Origin of the sequence: Herbiconiux sp. SALV-R1 (genome assembly GCF_013113715.1) — a bacterium.
In the GTDB taxonomy this organism is placed as follows: domain Bacteria; phylum Actinomycetota; class Actinomycetes; order Actinomycetales; family Microbacteriaceae; genus Herbiconiux.
This window is the reverse complement of the sequence record NZ_CP053344.1, coordinates 3,957,675-3,975,326: the sequence shown is the minus strand read 5'-3', so window position 1 is coordinate 3,975,326 and position 17,652 is coordinate 3,957,675. Positions and strand designations below refer to the sequence as shown.

At 69.2% G+C, this 17,652-nt stretch carries 17 protein-coding genes and 3 tRNA genes; 11 read left to right on the top strand and 9 right to left on the bottom strand.

Annotated elements, in window-relative coordinates; all coding sequences use genetic code 11:
* The first annotated feature begins 43 nt into the window (after positions 1-43).
* Positions 44-775 carry an alpha/beta hydrolase gene (locus tag HL652_RS18995; protein ID WP_253743462.1) on the top strand — a complete coding sequence of 244 codons (732 nt, stop codon included), beginning with the start codon at positions 44-46 and terminating at the stop codon, positions 773-775.
* Positions 776-947: 172 nt separating this feature from the next.
* On the opposite strand, the gene HL652_RS21555 is transcribed toward HL652_RS18995, so the two are convergent.
* On the bottom strand, positions 948-2,078 hold the full coding sequence (locus HL652_RS21555; RefSeq protein ID WP_216603945.1) for a hypothetical protein: 1,131 nt from the start codon (positions 2,076-2,078) through the stop codon (positions 948-950).
* A 157-nt stretch (positions 2,079-2,235) separates the two neighbouring features.
* Between HL652_RS21555 and HL652_RS18985 the strand changes: the two genes are divergently transcribed.
* Complete coding sequence (locus HL652_RS18985) at positions 2,236-3,519, top strand: hypothetical protein (protein ID WP_171706750.1); 1,284 nt, start codon at positions 2,236-2,238, stop codon at positions 3,517-3,519.
* A gap of 142 nt (positions 3,520-3,661) precedes the next feature.
* Here the strand turns inward: HL652_RS18985 and HL652_RS18980 are convergent.
* Positions 3,662-3,745, bottom strand: a tRNA-Leu gene (locus HL652_RS18980).
* A 207-nt stretch (positions 3,746-3,952) separates the two neighbouring features.
* Here HL652_RS18980 and HL652_RS18975 point away from each other — a divergent pair.
* Genes HL652_RS18975 through pknB form a run of 7 tightly spaced genes read left to right on the top strand, consistent with a single transcriptional unit; the run spans position 3,953 to position 13,047 of the window.
* Entirely contained in the window at positions 3,953-4,735 is a 783-nt protein-coding gene (locus HL652_RS18975) for an FhaA domain-containing protein (RefSeq protein WP_171706749.1), read from the top strand.
* 7 nt (positions 4,736-4,742) lie between these two features.
* On the top strand, positions 4,743-5,354 hold the full coding sequence (locus HL652_RS18970) for an FHA domain-containing protein FhaB/FipA (RefSeq protein ID WP_171706748.1): 612 nt from the start codon (positions 4,743-4,745) through the stop codon (positions 5,352-5,354).
* A 3-nt stretch (positions 5,355-5,357) separates the two neighbouring features.
* Complete coding sequence (locus HL652_RS18965; RefSeq protein ID WP_171706747.1) at positions 5,358-6,701, top strand: PP2C family protein-serine/threonine phosphatase; 1,344 nt, start codon at positions 5,358-5,360, stop codon at positions 6,699-6,701.
* A gap of 17 nt (positions 6,702-6,718) precedes the next feature.
* Positions 6,719-8,101: an FtsW/RodA/SpoVE family cell cycle protein gene (locus HL652_RS18960; protein ID WP_253743921.1), complete on the top strand. Its 1,383-nt coding sequence runs from the start codon at positions 6,719-6,721 to the stop codon at positions 8,099-8,101.
* A gap of 4 nt (positions 8,102-8,105) precedes the next feature.
* The gene (locus HL652_RS18955) at positions 8,106-9,557 is read left to right on the top strand and encodes a peptidoglycan D,D-transpeptidase FtsI family protein (protein WP_171706746.1); all 1,452 of its coding nucleotides are present in this window, start codon (positions 8,106-8,108) and stop codon (positions 9,555-9,557) included.
* Positions 9,554-11,356 (top strand): serine/threonine-protein kinase, encoded by a 1,803-nt coding sequence (locus tag HL652_RS18950; RefSeq protein ID WP_171706745.1) that lies wholly within the window; start codon positions 9,554-9,556, stop codon positions 11,354-11,356. The genes HL652_RS18955 and HL652_RS18950 overlap by 4 nt, the downstream gene beginning before the upstream one ends.
* On the top strand, positions 11,353-13,047 hold the full coding sequence (gene pknB, locus HL652_RS18945; RefSeq protein ID WP_171706744.1) for a Stk1 family PASTA domain-containing Ser/Thr kinase: 1,695 nt from the start codon (positions 11,353-11,355) through the stop codon (positions 13,045-13,047). The genes HL652_RS18950 and pknB overlap by 4 nt, the downstream gene beginning before the upstream one ends.
* A 51-nt stretch (positions 13,048-13,098) precedes the next feature.
* Here pknB and HL652_RS18940 read toward each other — a convergent pair whose 3' ends face one another.
* The 3 genes from HL652_RS18940 to HL652_RS18930 are packed head-to-tail and all read right to left on the bottom strand — an operon-like array spanning position 13,099 to position 14,731.
* Positions 13,099-13,737, bottom strand: a complete 639-nt coding sequence (locus tag HL652_RS18940) for an anthranilate synthase component II (protein WP_171706743.1) — start codon at positions 13,735-13,737, stop codon at positions 13,099-13,101.
* Entirely contained in the window at positions 13,734-13,895 is a 162-nt protein-coding gene (locus HL652_RS18935; RefSeq protein ID WP_171706742.1) for a hypothetical protein, read from the bottom strand. Before HL652_RS18935 ends, HL652_RS18940 begins: the two co-directional genes overlap by 4 nt.
* A gap of 5 nt (positions 13,896-13,900) precedes the next feature.
* A complete protein-coding gene (locus HL652_RS18930; RefSeq protein WP_171706741.1) occupies positions 13,901-14,731 on the bottom strand; it encodes a class E sortase in 831 nt (276 codons plus the stop codon).
* Positions 14,732-14,856: 125 nt separating this feature from the next.
* On the opposite strand from HL652_RS18930, the gene HL652_RS18925 reads away from it, so the two are divergent.
* Positions 14,857-15,123 (top strand): cell division protein CrgA, encoded by a 267-nt coding sequence (locus tag HL652_RS18925; RefSeq protein WP_171706740.1) that lies wholly within the window; start codon positions 14,857-14,859, stop codon positions 15,121-15,123.
* A 75-nt stretch (positions 15,124-15,198) separates the two neighbouring features.
* Here HL652_RS18925 and HL652_RS18920 read toward each other — a convergent pair whose 3' ends face one another.
* Both HL652_RS18920 and HL652_RS18915 read right to left on the bottom strand, forming a co-directional pair.
* Positions 15,199-16,041 (bottom strand): rhomboid family intramembrane serine protease, encoded by an 843-nt coding sequence (locus HL652_RS18920; RefSeq protein ID WP_171706739.1) that lies wholly within the window; start codon positions 16,039-16,041, stop codon positions 15,199-15,201.
* Between the two features lie 37 nt (positions 16,042-16,078).
* Positions 16,079-16,618 (bottom strand): peptidylprolyl isomerase, encoded by a 540-nt coding sequence (locus tag HL652_RS18915; protein ID WP_171706738.1) that lies wholly within the window; start codon positions 16,616-16,618, stop codon positions 16,079-16,081.
* A 140-nt stretch (positions 16,619-16,758) separates the two neighbouring features.
* Between HL652_RS18915 and HL652_RS18910 the strand changes: the two genes are divergently transcribed.
* Positions 16,759-17,310: a hypothetical protein gene (locus HL652_RS18910; RefSeq protein WP_171706737.1), complete on the top strand. Its 552-nt coding sequence runs from the start codon at positions 16,759-16,761 to the stop codon at positions 17,308-17,310.
* A 110-nt stretch (positions 17,311-17,420) separates the two neighbouring features.
* Here the strand turns inward: HL652_RS18910 and HL652_RS18905 are convergent.
* Positions 17,421-17,493: transfer RNA gene (locus HL652_RS18905), tRNA-Ala, on the bottom strand.
* 43 nt (positions 17,494-17,536) lie between these two features.
* Positions 17,537-17,610, bottom strand: a tRNA-Ile gene (locus tag HL652_RS18900).
* Positions 17,611-17,652: the final 42 nt, after the last annotated feature.

Here is a 17,652-nt window from a genome sequence, read left to right as displayed (position 1 = left end):
GACCCACCGAGGCCTCATGTCTGAGCCCCGCCCGCGACATCCGATGGTGAGACGACTCGGTCGCCTCCTCGTCGCGGTGGTGGCAGTGGTGGTGCTACTCGTCGTGGGATTCGTGGTCTCGGCGAAGACGACGTTCGTCGCCGAGCTCGAACCGGTGCAAGAGGTCGCGGCCGATGCTGCGGTCGATGTGCGGTGGAGCTACGACGAAGTGGTGCTGACGCCGAGTGCGGGTGGGAGCACGGTCGGGCTGGTGTTCCTGCCGGGGGCGAAGGTCGATCCACTCGCCTATGCGTACAAGCTCGCGCCGCTGGTCGAGGGGGGGGTGACCGTCGTCATCCCGCGGCCGCTCCTGAACTTCGCGATCTTCGATCCGCGGCCGTTCGACGCGTTCACCTCGGTGGCGCCGGGTGTCGAGACCTGGTTCGTGGGCGGGCATTCCCTCGGCGGGGTGAAGGCCTGCCAGTATGCCGGTGGCGGCGAGGTGGCGGGCCTGGTGCTGTTCGGATCGTACTGCGCCGGCGACGCGTCGTCGCTCGCGGTGCCCGTGCTCTCGCTCTGGGGCTCGAACGACGGATTGAGCACCCCCGCCGACATCGAGGCGAGCCGCGCGCAGCTGCCCGCGAGCGCCGAGTTCGTCGAACTCCCGGGTGCCAGCCACGCGCAGTTCGGCGACTACGGCCTCCAACCCGGCGACGGCGACACCACCACGACCGACGCCGAGGTGCGTGCCGCCATCGCCGCCGCCCTGATTCCCTTCGTCACCGCGGGCGGCTGAGCCTGCCCGCCCGGCCAACCCGGCTGGCCCGGCCGTGGTGCTCCTCCGAGGCACCCGCACCGGGCGGTGGGCCACCCGCACGGTCAGCCGTGCTCACGCGCCGTCGCTGACGCAGCCACGCTCAGGCACCCCAGTCGCGCGCTGACGAGCCGGCCCCATCAGCCGCGCCCGATCAGCCGCGCTGACGCGTTGCCCGACGGGTGAACGCCACGGCGATCGCACCGCCCAGCAGGGCCAGGACGACGAACCCGGCACCCGGGAGAGCGTCGACTCCGGTGCTGGCCAACGTGCCGCTACCCCGCGAACCCGAACCCGAACCCGAGCCCGCACCGGCGCCCGCACCCGCGCCGATGGCTCCGCCAGCGGTGCCCGAGCCGCCGCCGGGCGTGGTCGTGCCCGACGTCGGGGTCGGCGTGGCCGTGGTGCTGGGACCGGGCGTGCCGGTCGTCGTCGGGGTGGGCGTGGGGGTCGGCGTGGGCGTCGGAACGACCGCCGGAACCACCTCGGCACTGAACGGCACCGTGATGGTGACGTTCTTGGCCTCGGGGTCACCGTTCATCACGCGGCCGACCACCGTGACGTCACCGATGACCGTTCCGGTCTTGGTCGGCGCGAAGCGCAGGTCGAAGGTCGCCGTCTTGTTCGCCGTCTTCGGGTCGAGGGTGAGACCCGCGTCGAAGGTCGACGCGGAGATGGTGATCGGGGCGAACACCGCCCCCTTGTCGTCGCGCACCGTGATGTCGCCCTTGGTGAAGCGGAGCGGATCGATGCCCGCCACCTCGATCTTCATGCGCAGGGTCGCCGGCGTGCCGAGCTTCACCTGCCCGAACGCGACGGTCGCCCCACCGGTGGGATTGGTGAGCGTGAACGTCGCCCGGTCGGTGGCCAGCGACTCGCCGCTGAACTTCAGGAGGAACGGAGCCGTCGCCGTGCCGGTCGCATTCACCAGCGTGAGCGTGATCGCCTGGTTCGACATCATCCCGGCAGCGGGCGCCGTGTAGCTCACCTGCACCGACCGCGACTGGCCGGGGTCGATCAGTTCGCCGGCCTTGAGCGTCGTCGAGACGAGGGCGAAGGGTGCCGTCAGCGCCGCGAGCGGCGCCGGGTCGATGCGCTCCGAATCGGATCCGTCATTGGTGAGCGTGATGGTGCGCGTGACCGTCGTGCCGGTCTTCTGTGGCCCGAAATCGGGTGACCCACCCGAGATCGACAGCGACACGGGGTCGAACGGCCCGGCCGTCGCGGGTGCCGCGACCCCCGCCAGGAGCGCGACCAGTGCCGCCGCACCGGCGGCGAGCATCATCGGGAGTCTTCTCCGCGGCGCGGTGGAAGACGGCACGGGGGACGACGGCATGAGGTTCTCGCTTTCGTGAGGGATGTCCGTCAAGCGTCGACGAGAGAGGCGCGACCCCGGTATGAGCAATCAGTACTCACCCACCAGGCCTCCCTACGATGAGCACATGGACGCCCTCTCACTCCTCCCGAGCGTGATCGTGTTCGGCACCGTGGGAGTGGCGGTGGTCTCGGCGGTCGTGCTGTTGCGCCGCCGCGCCCGCCGCTCCCCCGCTCCCGCGATCGGCCGCGCGCCCGCCCGCGAGAGCCTCGCCGACCTCTCCCGCCGCGCCGGCATCGCACTCGTGCGCATGGACGACGCGGTGCGCGCCGCCGAGCAGGAGCTCGAGTTCGCCCGCGCCGAGTTCGGCGACGCCGCGACCACCGCCTTCGCCGACGCCGTCGCCACCGCGAAGCGCCGTGCCTCGGAGGCCTTCGCCCTCCAGCAGCGCCTCGACGACTCCGTGCCCGACACCGAGCAGGAGCAACGCGACTGGAACAAGCGCATCCTCGCCCTCGGCGACACCGCCGTCGCCCTGGTCGACGAGCAGACCCGCGGTTTCGACGACCGCCGTCGCGCCGAGAGCTCGGCCGCCGAGTCGCTCCGCCTGCTCCGTGCCCGTCTCGCCGAGGCGCGGGAGGACGTTCCGGATGCGCGCCGCACCCTCGACCGCATCTCCGTCTCCTTTGACCGCGACGCGCTCGGTGGCCTGGGCGACGCCCCCGACCGCGCCGAGCAGCTCTTCGGCAGCGCCACGACCCGTCTCGACGAGGCGACCCGCCTGCTCGAGGGCGACCCGCTCGCCGCGGTGGCGGGCCGCGTGCGCACCGCGGGGCAGGAGCTCGCCGACGGCCGCGACCTCCTCGCCGACGTGCGCGGGCTACCCGCCGCGCTCGAACGCGCCGGCACCGCACGCGAGGCGGCCCTCGTCGCCGCGCGCGACCTCCTCGGCGAAGCCGCCAGGCTCCGCGACGAGGTCGACGACCAGTCGGCGGCGACCGCGATCAGCACCGCGCTCGCTCAGCTCACCGACACCGTCGGAGAGGTCGAGCGCAGGCGACCACCGCATCCGAACGCCGACCTCGACCTGCTCGCCGCGGCGAGCGCCCCCCTCGAGACAGCGGTGGCGACCGCGCGGAGCGCCCAGCGCCGGCTCGACGCCGCCCGCGAGGCCCTCGCCGGCGCCCTGCAGATCGCCGAGAGCCACCTCGACACGGCACGCCGTTCGATCGCCGCGAACCGCGGCCGGGTGGGGGCGGATGCGCGCACCCGGTTGGCCTCGGCCGAACGCGAACTCGGTCTCGCGCGCCTCGAAGCCGACCCCGTCGCCGCTCTCGACGGCGCGCGCCGCGCGGCCACCCTCGCCACCGACGCCGACGCCCTCGCCCACTACGACGCGCTCCACGGCTGAGCCGGCCAGGCCACAAAGCCCGGCCACCATGCCCGACCCCAGCCCACAAAGCCCGAGCCGGCCCCCTAAGTTCGAGCCCCCGAAGACCCGCCAAACCCCTTAAACCACGAATGCCGGTCACAAGACCGGCACCCGATGTCCGTGCGCGAGGGGGGACTTGAACCCCCACGCCCTTGCGGGCACTGGCACCTGAAGCCAGCGCGTCTGCCAATTCCGCCACTCGCGCGAACTAGGAGAGGTTAGCACGCCCGGGCGGCGCGAGCGAACCGGGGCCGTGAGAGGGGCTGAGAGTGCATTAACACCCAAGACAAGTAACATCGACGTAGCATTCACGCCTTTGACAGTGCGCCTCCTGCGCGCGGCAGCCACCGACACCGAGAATCCCACTGGACTGGTGGGCCGACGGAGACGCGGAAAGAAGATCGGGAGAGACGTGGGAATACTGGACAACTTCGAGAGGGGTCTCGAGCGCGCCGTGAACGGCGCCTTCGCGAAGACCTTCCGCTCGGGGCTCCAGCCGGTCGAGATCTCCTCCGCGCTGAAGCGCGAGCTCGACACCAAGGCGGCGGTGGTCTCGCGCGACCGCATCCTGGTGCCGAACAGCTTCCAGGTGCGGTTGTCCACGTCAGATCACCAGCGCATGACGGGCATCGGCCAGGCCCTGCTCGACGACCTCGACCAGATCGTGGTGCAGCACGCGGCGCAGCAGGGCTTCCAGTTCGCCGGCCCCGTGATGATCGAGCTGGTGCACGACGAGAAGCTCACGACAGGTGTCATCCAGATCGACTCGGCGAACCTGCAGGGCGAGGTGAGCTGGGTGCCCGTGCTCGATGTCGCAGGGGTGCGGCACCCCATCACGCGCTCGCGCACGGTCGTGGGGCGCGGCAGCGACGCCGACATCACCGTCGACGACACCGGCACTTCCCGCAAGCACGTCGAGATCGTGTGGGACGGCCAGAACGCCCAGGCCCGCGACCTCGGGTCCACGAACGGCTCCGAGCTGAACGGCCGACCTTTCCAGCGCGCCACCCTCGAGCCCGACTCCGTCATCCGCATCGGCCGAACCGACATCGTGTTCCGGGTGGTGCCGCAGACCTCCGTGCGCGGCGCCGGTGCCGGCCGGGGAGCCCAGGGCCGCCCGGCCCAGCCCGCCGAGGGTCGCGCCTCCCACGACGCCGGCCGCCCGCCGCTCGATCCCGGCGGATTCTGGCGGTAGGCGGCCCATGAGCGAACTCACCCTCCTCATCCTGCAGCTGGCGTTCCTGGCGCTGCTCTGGGTGTTCATCTTCATCGTGGTCTACGCGATGCGCTCCGACCTGTTCGGTCAGCGGGTGCGCAAGCTGAAGGATGCTCCTGCCGCGGCGGGCGCCGCCCCGAACGCCCCCGCACCGAACTCCGCCAATGCCGCCAACACGGCCGCAGCATCCGCCGCCGCAGCTGCAGCGGCTGCCCCCGCGGCCCCGCCCCCGCCCGCCCCGAAGGTGCCCACCTTCGTCCCCGTCGCCGGCACCGAGCTGAGCGGGCCGCCGCGCGCCACCACCACCAACGCGGGCCGCCTGGTCATCACCTCGGGCACCAAGTCGGGCAGCGAGATCGCTCTCGGCGCCGAGCCGCTCACCATCGGCCGCTCCTCCGACTCCAGCGTCGTCATCCGCGACGACTACACCTCCACCCACCACGCCCGGCTCATGATCTGGGGCGACGAGTGGGTCATCCAAGACCTCGATTCCACCAACGGCACCTTCCTCGACGGCGTGCGGGTCACCGCGCCCGTGCACGTGCCCCTGAACACGCCGATCCGCATCGGTGCGACGAGCTTCGAGCTCCGGCGGTAGCCCGTGGCCATCGTGACCGTGAGCGCGGCCGTGTCCCACGTGGGCAAGATCCGCTCGAACAATCAAGACTCCGGTTTCGCCGGCGAGACCCTGTTCGCCGTCGCCGACGGCATGGGCGGGCACGCCGGCGGCGACGTCGCGAGCGCCCTCGCGCTCAAGCGTCTGGCCGAGATCGACGGGGAGTACAGCTCGGCGGTCGACGCCGAGTTCGCGCTGCAGGAGGCGATCGTCGCAGCCAACGCGGTGCTCACCGAGACCGTGTACGAGCATCCGGAGCTCACCGGCATGGGCACCACGCTCTCGGCCCTCGTGCGCGTGGGCCACAGCGTCGCCCTGGCCCACATCGGCGACTCCCGCGTCTACCGCCTGCGCGACGACACGCTCACCCAGATCACGGTCGACCACACCTTCGTGCAGCGGCTCGTCGACTCCGGGCGCATCACGCCCGAGGAGGCGAAGACACACCCCCGGCGCTCCGTGCTCATGCGGGTGCTCGGCGACGTCGACGCGGCGCCCGAGGTCGACCTGCAGGTGATGGACACGCGCCCCGGCGACCGCTGGATGCTGTGCTCCGACGGGCTCTCGGGCGTCGTGGAGCACGACGAGATCGAGTCGATCCTCAAAGACTCCATCGCCCCGGCAGATGCGGCGGATGCGCTGGTGAAGTCGAGCCTCGACCACGGCGCCCCCGACAACGTCACCGTCGTGGTGGTCGACGTGCACCAGTCGCTCGACACCCCCGAGGTGGAGCCGGTGCTGGTGGGCTCGGCGGCGCGACCGATCGCGTTCGAACAGTCGTCGGGCCGACGCACCTCGCGCATCCCGGGCCTGCGTCTGCACCCGAGGGGCCCCGCCTCCACCGAGCCGAGCCACTTCGAGCCGGGCTCCGAGGACTACCTCGACGAGCTCATCGAGGAAGACCGCCGGCGCAGCCGCCGCCGCAAGATCACCTGGCTGATCGCCGCGCTGCTCGCGGTCGCGCTCGTAGCCCTCGGCCTCTACGCGGGCTACCGCTGGACCCAGACCCGCTACTACGTGGGCGAGTCGAACGGCAACGTCGCGATCTATCAGGGCGTGCAGCAGGGGGTCGGCCCCATCCAGCTCTCGCACGTGTTCCAGGAGACCGACATCCCGACGGATGCTCTCCCCGGTTACACGCAACGCCAGGTCGAGAACACCATCAGCGCCGACTCGGTCACCGCGGCGCTCGACATCGTGAAGCGTCTGAGCGACTCCGCGGCCGAGGGTGCCGAGGGCGGATCGGGTGACGGCGGCTCGACCGACGGCAGCACGTCGACGCCGACGCCCACACCGACACCGTCACCCGGCGGGAGTCCCGCACCGTGACGAACCCCACAGCTCCCGTGGGAACCGCACCCACGGCCCCCGCCGCACCTCCCACGAAAGGTGTGCGGCGCATCCGTGTGCCGCAGAAGCTGCGCAACCTCGAACTGTTCCTGCTCGTCTTCGTCTGCGCGGTGAACGCCTTCGCCGTCGTGCTGGTGCAGTTCGGCGCGCTGGGGGCCGCCGACGGCACCGTGGTGACGCTGGGCACCGGGCTGTCGGTGCTCGTGTTCGGCCTGCACATCGCGCTGCGCTTCGTGGCGACGAACGCCGATCCGTTCATCCTGCCGATCGCGACGCTGCTGAACGGCGTCGGCATCGCGATGATCTACCGCATCGACATCGCCGAGAACCTCACCGGCTGGGAGAGCACCGCCGTGCGCCAAGTGGTGTGGAGCGGCATCGCGATCGTGCTGGCACTGGTCGTCATCGTCGTCATCCGCAACCACCGGGTGCTGCAGCGCTACACCTATCTCGCCATGCTCGTGGCGGCGGTGCTCCTGCTGCTCCCGATGCTGCCGGTGATCGGCCAGGAGATCTACGGGGCGCGGGTGTGGATCCACATCGGCGAGTTCTCGTTCCAGCCCGGTGAGGTGGCGAAGATCGCCCTCGCCGTGTTCTTCGCGGGCTACCTCGTCTCGCGCCGGGACAGCCTGTCGATGGTGGGCACGAAGGTGCTCGGCATGCGCTTCCCGCGCGCCCGTGACCTCGGGCCCATCCTCGTGCTCTGGGCGCTGTCGATGGCGATCATCATCTTCCAGCGCGACCTCGGCACCGCCCTGCTCTACTTCGGCCTGTTCGTCGTGATGATCTACGTCGCCACCGGGCGCGCCAGCTGGGTGGTGCTCGGCGTGGGGCTGTTCCTCGTCGGCGCCGTCGTGGCGGGCCAGGTGCTGGTGTACGTCAACGACAGGTTCACCAACTGGCTCGACGCCTTCAACCCCGCCATCTACGACGAGGTGGGCGGCAGCTACCAGCTGGTGCAGGGGCTGTTCGGCCTTGCCAACGGTGGCCTCATCGGCACCGGCCTCGGCCGCGGTCGCCCCGACATCACGCCGCTCGCGCAGAGCGACTACATCGTGGCCTCGCTCGGCGAGGAGCTCGGGCTCGCGGGCCTGTTCGCGATCTTCGCGCTGCTGCTGCTGTTCGTTTCGCGCGGGTTCCGCATCAGCTTCGCCGGGCAGGACGACTTCGGGCGGCTGCTCGGGGTGGGCCTGTCGTTCACGGTGGCCCTGCAGTGCTTCATCGTCATCGGCGGCGTCACCCGGGTCATCCCGCTCACCGGTCTCACGACGCCGTTCATGGCGGCGGGAGGTTCCTCGCTCGTGGCGAACTGGATCATCGTCGGACTGCTGCTGCGCCTGTCGGACACAGTGCGCAATCAGCCGAGGCTGGTGATCTAGAACCGTGACCCGTGAACTCAAACGCGTGAGCGTGGTCGTCTTCCTCATGTTCGCGACCCTGTTCGTGTCGACGACGATCATCCAGTTCTTCCAGGCCGACAACCTCTCGAGCGACGCCAGGAACGCCCGCACCATCTACGCCAGCTACGACACCGAGCGCGGCCCCATCCTCGTCGACGGGCAGCCGATCGCCGTCTCGGTGCCCACGAACGACGAGTTCAAGTACCAGCGCACCTACACCAACGGCCCGCTCTACAGCGCCGTCACGGGCTATTACACGCTGGGGCAGGGCTCGAGCCAGATCGAGCAGGCGCTGAACGACTACCTCTCGGGCACCAGCGACTCGCAGTTCCTCGACTACCTCAACCGGTTGGTCACCGGGCAGAACCCGCAGGGCGCCTCGGTCGAGCTCACCATCGACCCCGTCATCCAGCAGGCCGCCTACGACGCCCTCGGCGACAAGCAGGGCGCGGTCGTCGCGATCGAGCCGTCGACCGGGCGCATCCTGGCCATGGTGTCCAAGCCCGACTACGACCCCAACGCCCTCGCGGTGCACGACAGCCAGCAGGTGCTCGACACCTACGACCAGCTGCTCGCCGCCCCGGGCGACCCGCTCATCAACAAGACCATCAACGACCTGAACCCGCCCGGCTCGACCTTCAAGATCGTCACCACCTCGGCTGCCGTGCAGAACGCCGGCCTCGACGTGAACCACACCGAGCCCAACCCGGCGCGGCTGCAGCTGCCCGGTTCGAGCTCGACCATCTCGAACGCCGGCGGGGGCACCTGCGGAGGGGGCGACACGGTCACCATCCAGACGGCCTTCGTGCTCTCCTGCAACATCCCGATGGCCGAGCTCGGCATGGAGATGGGCGAGACGGCGCTCGGCGACATGGCGAAGGCCTTCGGCTTCGGCTCGGAGCTGTCGGTGCCGATGGATGTCTCGACCAGCGTGTTCCCGCGGGGTCTCGACGACGCTCAGCTCGCGCTGGCCTCGTTCGGTCAGGGCAGCGACGTCGCGACGCCCATCCAGGTGGCGATGCTCTCGGCAGCGGTGGCGAACGGAGGAAAGCTGATGACACCGACTCTCGTCGACGAGATCAGGGCACCTGATCTCAGTCTTCTGCAGGGCTTCGAGGCGAAGGAGTTCGGCACCCCGCTGACTTCGGTAACAGCTTCGACACTTTCCGAGCTGATGGTCGAGGCCGTCGAGAGCGGCGCGGCGACTAATGCAAGAATAGACGGGGTCAGTGTGGCCGGTAAGACCGGGACCGCGGAGAACGGGGAGGGCGATCCCTACACTCTGTGGTTCACCGGCTTCGCTCCTGCAGACAATCCTCGGATCGCCGTCGCAGTCGTCGTCGAAGACGGCGGCGGGATGGGCCAGGACGGTACGGGAAACGAACTAGCCGCACCGATCGCGAAACGAGTACTAGAGGCGGGCTTGAGTAAATGAGACCCACAGCAGGGGTGACCTTCGGGGGCCGGTACGAGCTGTCCAATCGCATCGCGATCGGAGGCATGGGCGAGGTCTGGCAGGCCACCGATCTCGTGATCGGGCGCACCGTCGCCATCAAGATCCTGAAAGACGAGTACCTGGGCGACCCGGGCTTCCTCGAGCGCTTCCGCGCCGAGGCCCGTCACGCCGCTCTCGTCAACCACGAGGGCATCGCCAACGTCTTCGACTACGGCGAGGAGGAGGGCAGCGCCTACCTCGTCATGGAGCTCGTTCCGGGCGAAGCGCTCTCGACCATCCTCGAGCGCGAGCATGTGCTCTCCACCGACCGTGTGCTCGACATCATCGCCCAGACCGCACTCGCCCTGCAGGCGGCTCACGCGGCCGGTCTCGTGCACCGCGACATCAAGCCGGGCAACCTGCTCATCACGCCCGACGGGCGGGTGAAGATCACCGACTTCGGCATCGCCCGCATCGCCGACCAGGTTCCGCTCACCGCGACCGGTCAGGTGATGGGCACCGTGCAGTACCTCTCGCCCGAGCAGGCGAGCGGTCAGCCGGCGTCGCCCACGACCGACATCTACTCGCTCGGCATCGTCGCGTACGAGTGTCTCGCCGGCAAGCGCCCGTTCACCGGCGAGTCGCAGGTGGCCATCGCGATGGCGCAGATCAACGAGACCCCGCCCGACCTCCCCACCACGGTGGCGGCACCGGTGCGCAACCTCGTGCTCTCCTGCATCGCGAAGAAGCCCGACGAGCGCCCCTCCTCCACCAGCGCGCTGGCCCGCGCGGCCATGGCGCTGCGCCGGGGCGACATCGCCTCGGCGGCGGCCGCGGTGCCCGCCGTGCTCGGCAACGAGCCGCTTCCGCCCACCGTCGCCACCACGGTGATGCCCTCTCCCGGCAGCACCCAGGCGACGACCGTGCTCGCGCAGCCCCCCGCATCCGCCGCCGTTCCGCCCGGTGCGGGCGTGCCCCCTGCCGCGGCTGCCGCCGAGGCGGAGGAGCCGAAGAAGCGCAGCCCGTGGACGTGGCCGCTCATCGTGCTCATCATCATTCTGGCGCTGGTGCTCGTCGGCACCATCGTCGCGCTGGTGTTCCAGGGCAACGGCAGCGGCGCCCCCGCCACGACCCCCGCCAGCACGGTGTCGAACACCCCGAGCAACACGCCGACGTCGACCTCCCCCACTCCGACCCCGAGCCCCACCACGGTCGCCGTGAGCGAGGCGGAGCTCAAGGGCAAGTCGTTCGACGAGGCCGCCGGCATCCTCGAGGGCATGGGCCTCAGCGCCGCGCGCGTCGACGGCAACCCGGCACCCGCCGCCGACCAGGTCGACATCGTCTACCAGGCCACACCGGTGGGCAACGTGAAGATCGGCACGACCGTGTCGCTCACGGTCTACACCGATGTGATCGTTCCGGATGCGCCCACCACCTCGCCCACCGCGGGCACGGGCGTCTCGGGCGACACGGTTCCGGTGAACGGCGTGTTCACGGTGAACTGGGTCTCGTACAGCTGCCCCTCCGGCACCACCCTCTCCGGGTACGCCGTCGAGGCGACCGGCGCGACAGTCACCACTCAGCCCTCCGGCACGACCGCGCAGGCGTCGCTCACCGCGACCGGCGAGGCGGGCTCGACCATCGAGGTGAAGTACAGCGCGAGCTGCTCCGGCTCGGCCTCGGGCCTCTCGCCCGCGCTCGTGTTGACCATCGAGAACAGCCAGCCCACCAACCCCGGCAACGGAAACGGGAATGGCAACGGCAACGGCAACGGCAACGGCGGCGAGAACGGCCAGTGACCGACGACACCCGACTCCTCGCGGGGAGGTACCGGCTCGGTGAGCTGATCGGCCGCGGCGGCATGTCGAACGTCTACTCGGGGCGCGACGAGCGGCTCGGGCGGCAGGTCGCGATCAAGCTGCTGAAGTCGTCGCTCGCCGGCGACCCGGTGTTCCGCACCCGCTTCCGCCAGGAGGCGCAGGCGGCCTCGCGCATGGCGCACCCCACCATCGTGCGGGTGTTCGACGCCGGCGAGGAGCGGGTGGCCGAGGCCGGCGGCTTCGAGGGCATCGTCCCCTTCATCGTGATGGAGTTCGTCGAGGGCAAGCTGCTCAAAGACATCATCAAGGAGGGCCCGGTCGACTCGGCCGAGGCCATCCGCATCACCGAGGGCATCCTCACCGCACTGGAGTACTCGCACCGTGCGGGGGTCGTGCACCGCGACATCAAGCCGGGCAACGTGATGGTCACCCACGGCGGCCAGGTGAAGGTGATGGACTTCGGCATCGCCCGCGCCATCTCCGACTCCTCCGCCACCGTCGCACAGACCACCGCCATCCTCGGCACCGCCCAGTACTTCTCGCCCGAGCAGGCGCGCGGCGAGTCGGTCGATGCGCGCACCGACCTCTACTCCACCGGTGTCGTGCTGTTCGAGATGCTCACCGGCGAGCCGCCCTTCAAGGGTGAGACGCCGGTCGCCGTCGCCTACCAGCACGTCTCCGAGATGCCCGTCGCACCATCGAGCATCAATCCCTTCGTGTCGCCCGCGATCGACCAGGTGGTGCTCCATGCGCTCGCCAAAGACCGGTTCGCCCGGTTCCAGAGCGCCGTCGAGTTCAAGGCAGACCTCGAGGTCGCCGGGGCCGGCAAGATCCCCTCGAAGCGGCTGCCCGCCGAAGACTTCCAGTCGTCGCTGTTCGGCGCGCCCCCGAGCCTCACCCAGGGCAACGAGTCGGCGCTCACCCAGCTCGCCGGCGACGACGAGTACTCGGTGCGCACGCAGTCGCGGCCGCCCGTGGTGTGGATCTGGGCGGGAATCGCCTCGGTCGCCGTCATCCTGGTCGCCATCGTGTTCTGGGTGCTCACCCTGCAGCCGACCGACGCCATGCCGTCGACGTCGAGGGAGGTGCCGAACGTCAGTGGCCAGAGCTTCGAGGCGGCCGACGCCACTCTGCAGCAGCTCGACCTGGTGACGCAGCGCTTCGACGTCAACAGCGACACCGTTCCGGCCGGGCAGGTGGTGGAGACCGATCCGGCCTCGGGCACCATCGTGAGTCCGGGCACGGTCATCGAGGTGCGCGTCTCGCTCGGCAAGCAGGCGGTCGCCGTGCCCGATGTGCGGGGCACGGCCGCCACCGACGCCGCCTCGACCCTGTCAGGGGCGGGCTTCGTGGTGGGCCAGACCATCAAGGAGAACTCGCCCGACGTGCCGGCCGACGTGGTCATCCGCACCGATCCCGAGGCGGGCAGCGACTCGTTCTCGGGCGACACGATCGACCTCGTGGTCTCCACGGGCCTCGTCACCGTGCCCGACCTCACCGGTCTCGGCATCAACGATGCGGATGCTCGGCTCACCGCCGACGGCATCCCCGTCACCCGGCAACCCGTCACCGGCTGTCAGCCGAACGAGCTCAACACGGTGCGCAGTCAGTCGGCGATGGGCGACCTGGCGCAGAAGTCGCCCGTGACGATCACCTTCTGCGCGAGCTGATTCCACAGCCTGCGTAAAGTCTGTGGATAACTCGTCTGCCGACGGTGGGTCTCAGACGGCGCGCAGCAGCGGGTTGAGCGACGCGGCGCGCTCCGGCGCCTCCTCGAGCCCGGCGGTGGCCAGCCAGTTGCCGAGCATGCGGTAGCCGCCCTCGGTGAGCACCGACTCCGGGTGGAACTGCACGCCGTACACCGGAGCGCTCACGTGCCGCAGACCCATGATGACGCCGCCGTCGGTGCGGGACGTGACGACCAGCGAGTCGGGAACAGTACCGTCGACCACAGCGAGCGAGTGATAGCGGGTCGCGGTGAACCCGTCGGGAACGCCGTCGTAGAAGGCGCTGTCATCGTGTCTGATCACCGAGGTCTTGCCGTGCATCAGCTCCTCGGCGTTGGTCACCGTCGCTCCGAGCGCTTCGGCGATCGCCTGGTGACCGAGGCACACGCCGAGCAGCGGCTTCTCGGCCTCGAGCGCGGCGAGTACGACGGGAATCGACACCCCCGCCTCGGAGGGCTTGCCCGGGCCGGGCGACACGAGCACCGCGTCATAGGCACCGATCGTCTCGGCCGCGTCGACGGCCTCGAAGGAGTCGTTGCGCACCACGTCGGTCTCGGCGCCGAGCTGCTGCAGGTAGCCGTTCAGCGTGTAGACGAAGCTGTCGTAGTTGTCGATGACGAGAACGCGGGTCATTGCTCCACCGTGACATCCTGCGAGGGCGCCGTCAACTCGTCGATCCAGGGGAAGACCCAGAACGCCAGGGCTGCGAGCACGGCCGCCACGAGCACGACGACGATGAGGATGCGCAACCACAGGGGGCCGGGAAGGAGACGCCAGAGCGCTGCATACATGGGTGTCAGGCTCCTACGAGTCCGGAGAGGGCGGCGGGTGCGCCGGCCGAGCGGGGAGTCCAGTCGGTGAGCACGCCGTAGGCGATGATGCGCTCGGAGGCGATGTAGAGCGGGTTGCAGCTCGTGAGCGTGATGATGCGGTCGGTGGGCGTGGCGCCCTCCACCTGGGGCACCGGGTCGATGACCCCGACGCCGTAGGGCGTGACGTACTCGAGTCCGCGGAAGGTGTACGTGTACCAGCCGTCCTGCGTCTCGATGTAGATCTTGTCGCCGACCGTGAGCTCGTTGATCTTGAGGAACGGGCTGCCCCAGCCGTCGCGGTGCGCGGCGATGGCGAAGTTGCCCACCTCGCCCGGCATCTGAGTGGTGGAGTAGTGCCCCGCGCCGCCCTTGTTGAGCACAGACTTGGGGTCGACCCCCTGCGCGATGGTCTTCTTGAAGTCGGAGCCGAACCGCGGCACGTACATCACCGCGAAGTCTTCGGTGTCGGCGGGAGCCTCGAGCCCGGTAGCGGGTGGCTCGCCGTAGGCGAAGGCTGTCGTGGCGGTGGGGTCGGTGGCCGGGGCGGAGGCTTGAGGCGCTGGGGTGGCACCACCGTCGCCCTGCTCTGCCCAGGTCTCGGAGAGGGTGCCTGCGTCGGAGGACTGCTGGTTGCTCAGCAGGATGCCGTTCAGCGAGAACTGCCAGCCGAGGAAGAGGAGCACCAGCACGCCGGCCGTGATGAGGAGCTCGCCCGCGATTCCGACAATGCGGTTGGCGAGGCTGCGTTTGCGGCGGCGGGGACGTCGGAGCGGGGGTTCGTCATCGACGGAGATGGCGGGCCGCTCTTCGGTCATGACTGCAATCCTAAGAGGTGCTGGCTGTGCGACCGCCTCGAACTCCCCAGCTCTCCACACCGTGTGGACGAGCCTGTGGAGAACCGGTGGAGAACCGTGTGGGAAAGCCCGTTAGAATCGTCGGCATGGCTCGAGACAAAGCATCCACCAAGGACGTCGCCCGCCGCAACCGTGAGGTTCAGCGCACGAGCGACGACTCCTCGGCGCAGAATCCGAACCCGGTCTGGTTCAAGCCCGTCATGTTCGGGTTCATGATCGTCGGTCTGCTCTGGATCATCGTCTTCTACGTGAGCCAGGGCCTGTTCCCCATCCCCGACCTCGGCAGCTGGAACATCCTGATCGGCTTCGGCATCGCCTTCATCGGCTTCATCATGACGACCCGGTGGCGATAATTACACGGGTGTGATTATCCCCAGTGTGGAAAGTTCTGTGGATAAGTACCGGCCTGTGGATAACCCGGTGCAGAACTAGAGCAGCACCCGTACCGCGGTGATGGCCACGAGAGCCACCGCGACCGCCGAAACCAGCAGCACCTGCACGGTCTTGAGCCGCCGTGGCCGGGTGCGCACGTACACGAGGGCGACCAGCGCGCCGGCGACGAGGCCGCCCACGTGGGCCTGCCACGAGATGCCCGGCACGAAGAAGCCGTAGGCGAGGTTGAGCGCCACCAGCACGAGCAGCTGCACGCTGTTGCCGCCGAGGTGCCGGTTGATGATGAAGTACGCGCCCATCAGGCCGAAGATGGCACCGGATGCGCCCACCACCGGCTGCAGCGGGTTCGTCAGCAGCGTGACGGCCACCGAACCGCCGAAACCCGAGATGAGGTAGAGCGCGAGGTAGCGCCCCCGCCCGAGCAGGCGCTCGAGTGCGCTGCCGAAGACGAACAGCGTGAACATGTTGAACAGCAGGTGCAGGATCGACCCGTGCACGAACACGGCGGTCAGCATGCGCCACGGCTCGAACGAGATACCCGACGCCGGCATGACGTAGGCACCGGCGAACTGCAGCGCGCCCGTCACACCGGGGATGAGCTGCAGCAGGAACACCACGACGCACACCGCGATGATGGCGTAGGTGACGACGGGTGCCCCGCTGCCGGTGAGGTTCTGGAGGATCGCCGGGCGACCGCGCTTCACCCGCGGGGCCTGCTGGCGGTCACGGGCCGCGCACTCCACGCAGTGCACTCCCACGGCCGCCTGCACCTGACACTCCGGGCACACCGTGCGCGCGCAGCGCTGGCAGAGCACGTAGCTCTGGCGACCGGGATGCCGGTAGCAGTAGTTGTCTGACGACGCCGGGGCGCTGGTCATCGGAGGTGTGCTTCGACCCGTCGAGGGTGGGGAGTGCTCAGACCGCCTCGATGGTGACGTTCTCGAGCACGACCTCGTCGAGCGGGCGGTCGTAGGCGTCGGTGGCGACACCTGCGAGCTTGTCGACGATGCGCTTCGAGGCGTCGTCGGCGACGGCGCCGAAGATGGTGTGCTTGCCCTGCAGCCAGGTGGTGGGGCCGACGGTGATGAAGAACTGCGAGCCGTTGGTGCCCTTGCCGCCCTGGAGGCCTGCGTTCGCCATGGCGAGGATGTAGGGCTCGGTGAAGTCGAGCTCGGGGTTGATCTCGTCATCGAAGCGGAAGCCGGGGCCGCCGGTGCCGTTGCCCAGCGGGTCGCCGCCCTGGATCATGAAGCCGGGGATGATGCGGTGGAACACGATGCCCTCGTACAGCGGTGCCGTGGTGGGCTGACCGGTCTTCGGGTCTGTCCACTCCAGCTCACCCGTGGCGAGGCCGACGAAGTTCTTCACCGTCTTGGGCGCGTGGTGGCCGTAGAGGTTGACGACGATCGGTCCGTGGTTGGTGTTGAGCGTGGCGACATGGGTGTGAACGGGCATGTCGTCATTCTCGCACACGGGCCATCGCATCCAGTGAAGGCCCAGGTGTTGCTGAGGGTCTGATCAGTGACCGAGCTTCTACGGTCGGGCGATGCGTGCCAAGATGAAGACATCCGTGCTCTCGCCGATGGAGGTTTCTCATGAGTCTTTCCCGCAAGCGTCGCAAAGCGCTCAAGCGTCTGAAGGGAACGGCAGAAGAGTTGTGGGTCGACCAGCAGGCGGTCATCGACCGGGCCAACGCCATCCTGCGTGAGGCCGGCAAGCAGGCGAGCTTCCTCGCCGACGAAGAGGTGAAGCCGCGCGTGAAGTCGGCTGTCGACTCCGTCGCTCCCACGATCAGCCGTAAGGCGGCCGAGGTGAAGGTGGCCGGCGAGGCCGTCAAGCGCCAGTTCGCCACGGATGTGCTGCCCGCCCTGGCCGGCACGGTCGCCTCCGCGGCGTCGGTGCTGCAGTCGTCGAAGAACCCCGAGCTGTTGAAGCAGGCGGGCAAGAAGGCGGCCAAGGCGTCGAAGGCCCTGCAGAAGCAGGTTCCGAGTTCTGGCGGTTCGAAGGCCGGCGTGGTCGTGATCGTGAGCCTCGGCGTGGTCACCGCGCTCGGCATCGGTTACGCCCTCTGGCAGACCTTCCGCGCCGACGACGAACTCTGGATCGCCGACGAAGACCCCGAACCCGAGACCAACCCCGAAAGCTGATACCAGCTTTCCCCACGAAGAAGCCCCCGGCACAATACCGGGGGCTTCTTCGTGTTCTCAGCCATTAACGACGAAGAGGACGCGTGTACGCATCCTCTTCCATCAATTCGTGGAGCCTGGGAGAATCGAACTCCCGACATCCTGCTTGCAAAGCAGGCGCTCTACCAACTGAGCTAAGGCCCCCCATCAAACCATGGTTCGAGGGAGATTTCTTGTGGATCTCTCGTGGGGCTACAAGGACTTGAACCTTGGACCTCTTCGTTATCAGCGAAGCGCTCTAACCGCCTGAGCTATAGCCCCGTTTTTTGACCAGAGACGAGACTACCCTACGGAGGCCCCGAT

Bases quoted from the DNA above. Each gene is read 5' to 3' on its own strand.
- HL652_RS18925 (WP_171706740.1), top strand. From the start codon at position 14,857: ATGGCTCGAGACAAAGCATCCACCAAGGACGTCGCCCGCCGCAACCGT.
- HL652_RS18940 (WP_171706743.1), bottom strand. From the start codon at position 13,737: ATGACCCGCGTTCTCGTCATCGACAACTACGACAGCTTCGTCTACACG.
- HL652_RS18930 (WP_171706741.1), bottom strand. From the start codon at position 14,731: ATGACCGAAGAGCGGCCCGCCATCTCCGTCGATGACGAACCCCCGCTC.
- HL652_RS18935 (WP_171706742.1), bottom strand. From the start codon at position 13,895: ATGTATGCAGCGCTCTGGCGTCTCCTTCCCGGCCCCCTGTGGTTGCGC.
- HL652_RS18970 (WP_171706748.1), top strand. From the start codon at position 4,743: ATGAGCGAACTCACCCTCCTCATCCTGCAGCTGGCGTTCCTGGCGCTG.
- HL652_RS18995 (WP_253743462.1), top strand. From the start codon at position 44: ATGGTGAGACGACTCGGTCGCCTCCTCGTCGCGGTGGTGGCAGTGGTG.
- HL652_RS18920 (WP_171706739.1), bottom strand. From the start codon at position 16,041: ATGACCAGCGCCCCGGCGTCGTCAGACAACTACTGCTACCGGCATCCC.
- HL652_RS21555 (WP_216603945.1), bottom strand. From the start codon at position 2,078: ATGATGCTCGCCGCCGGTGCGGCGGCACTGGTCGCGCTCCTGGCGGGG.
- HL652_RS18910 (WP_171706737.1), top strand. From the start codon at position 16,759: ATGAGTCTTTCCCGCAAGCGTCGCAAAGCGCTCAAGCGTCTGAAGGGA.
- HL652_RS18915 (WP_171706738.1), bottom strand. From the start codon at position 16,618: ATGCCCGTTCACACCCATGTCGCCACGCTCAACACCAACCACGGACCG.
- HL652_RS18985 (WP_171706750.1), top strand. From the start codon at position 2,236: ATGGACGCCCTCTCACTCCTCCCGAGCGTGATCGTGTTCGGCACCGTG.
- HL652_RS18950 (WP_171706745.1), top strand. From the start codon at position 9,554: ATGAGACCCACAGCAGGGGTGACCTTCGGGGGCCGGTACGAGCTGTCC.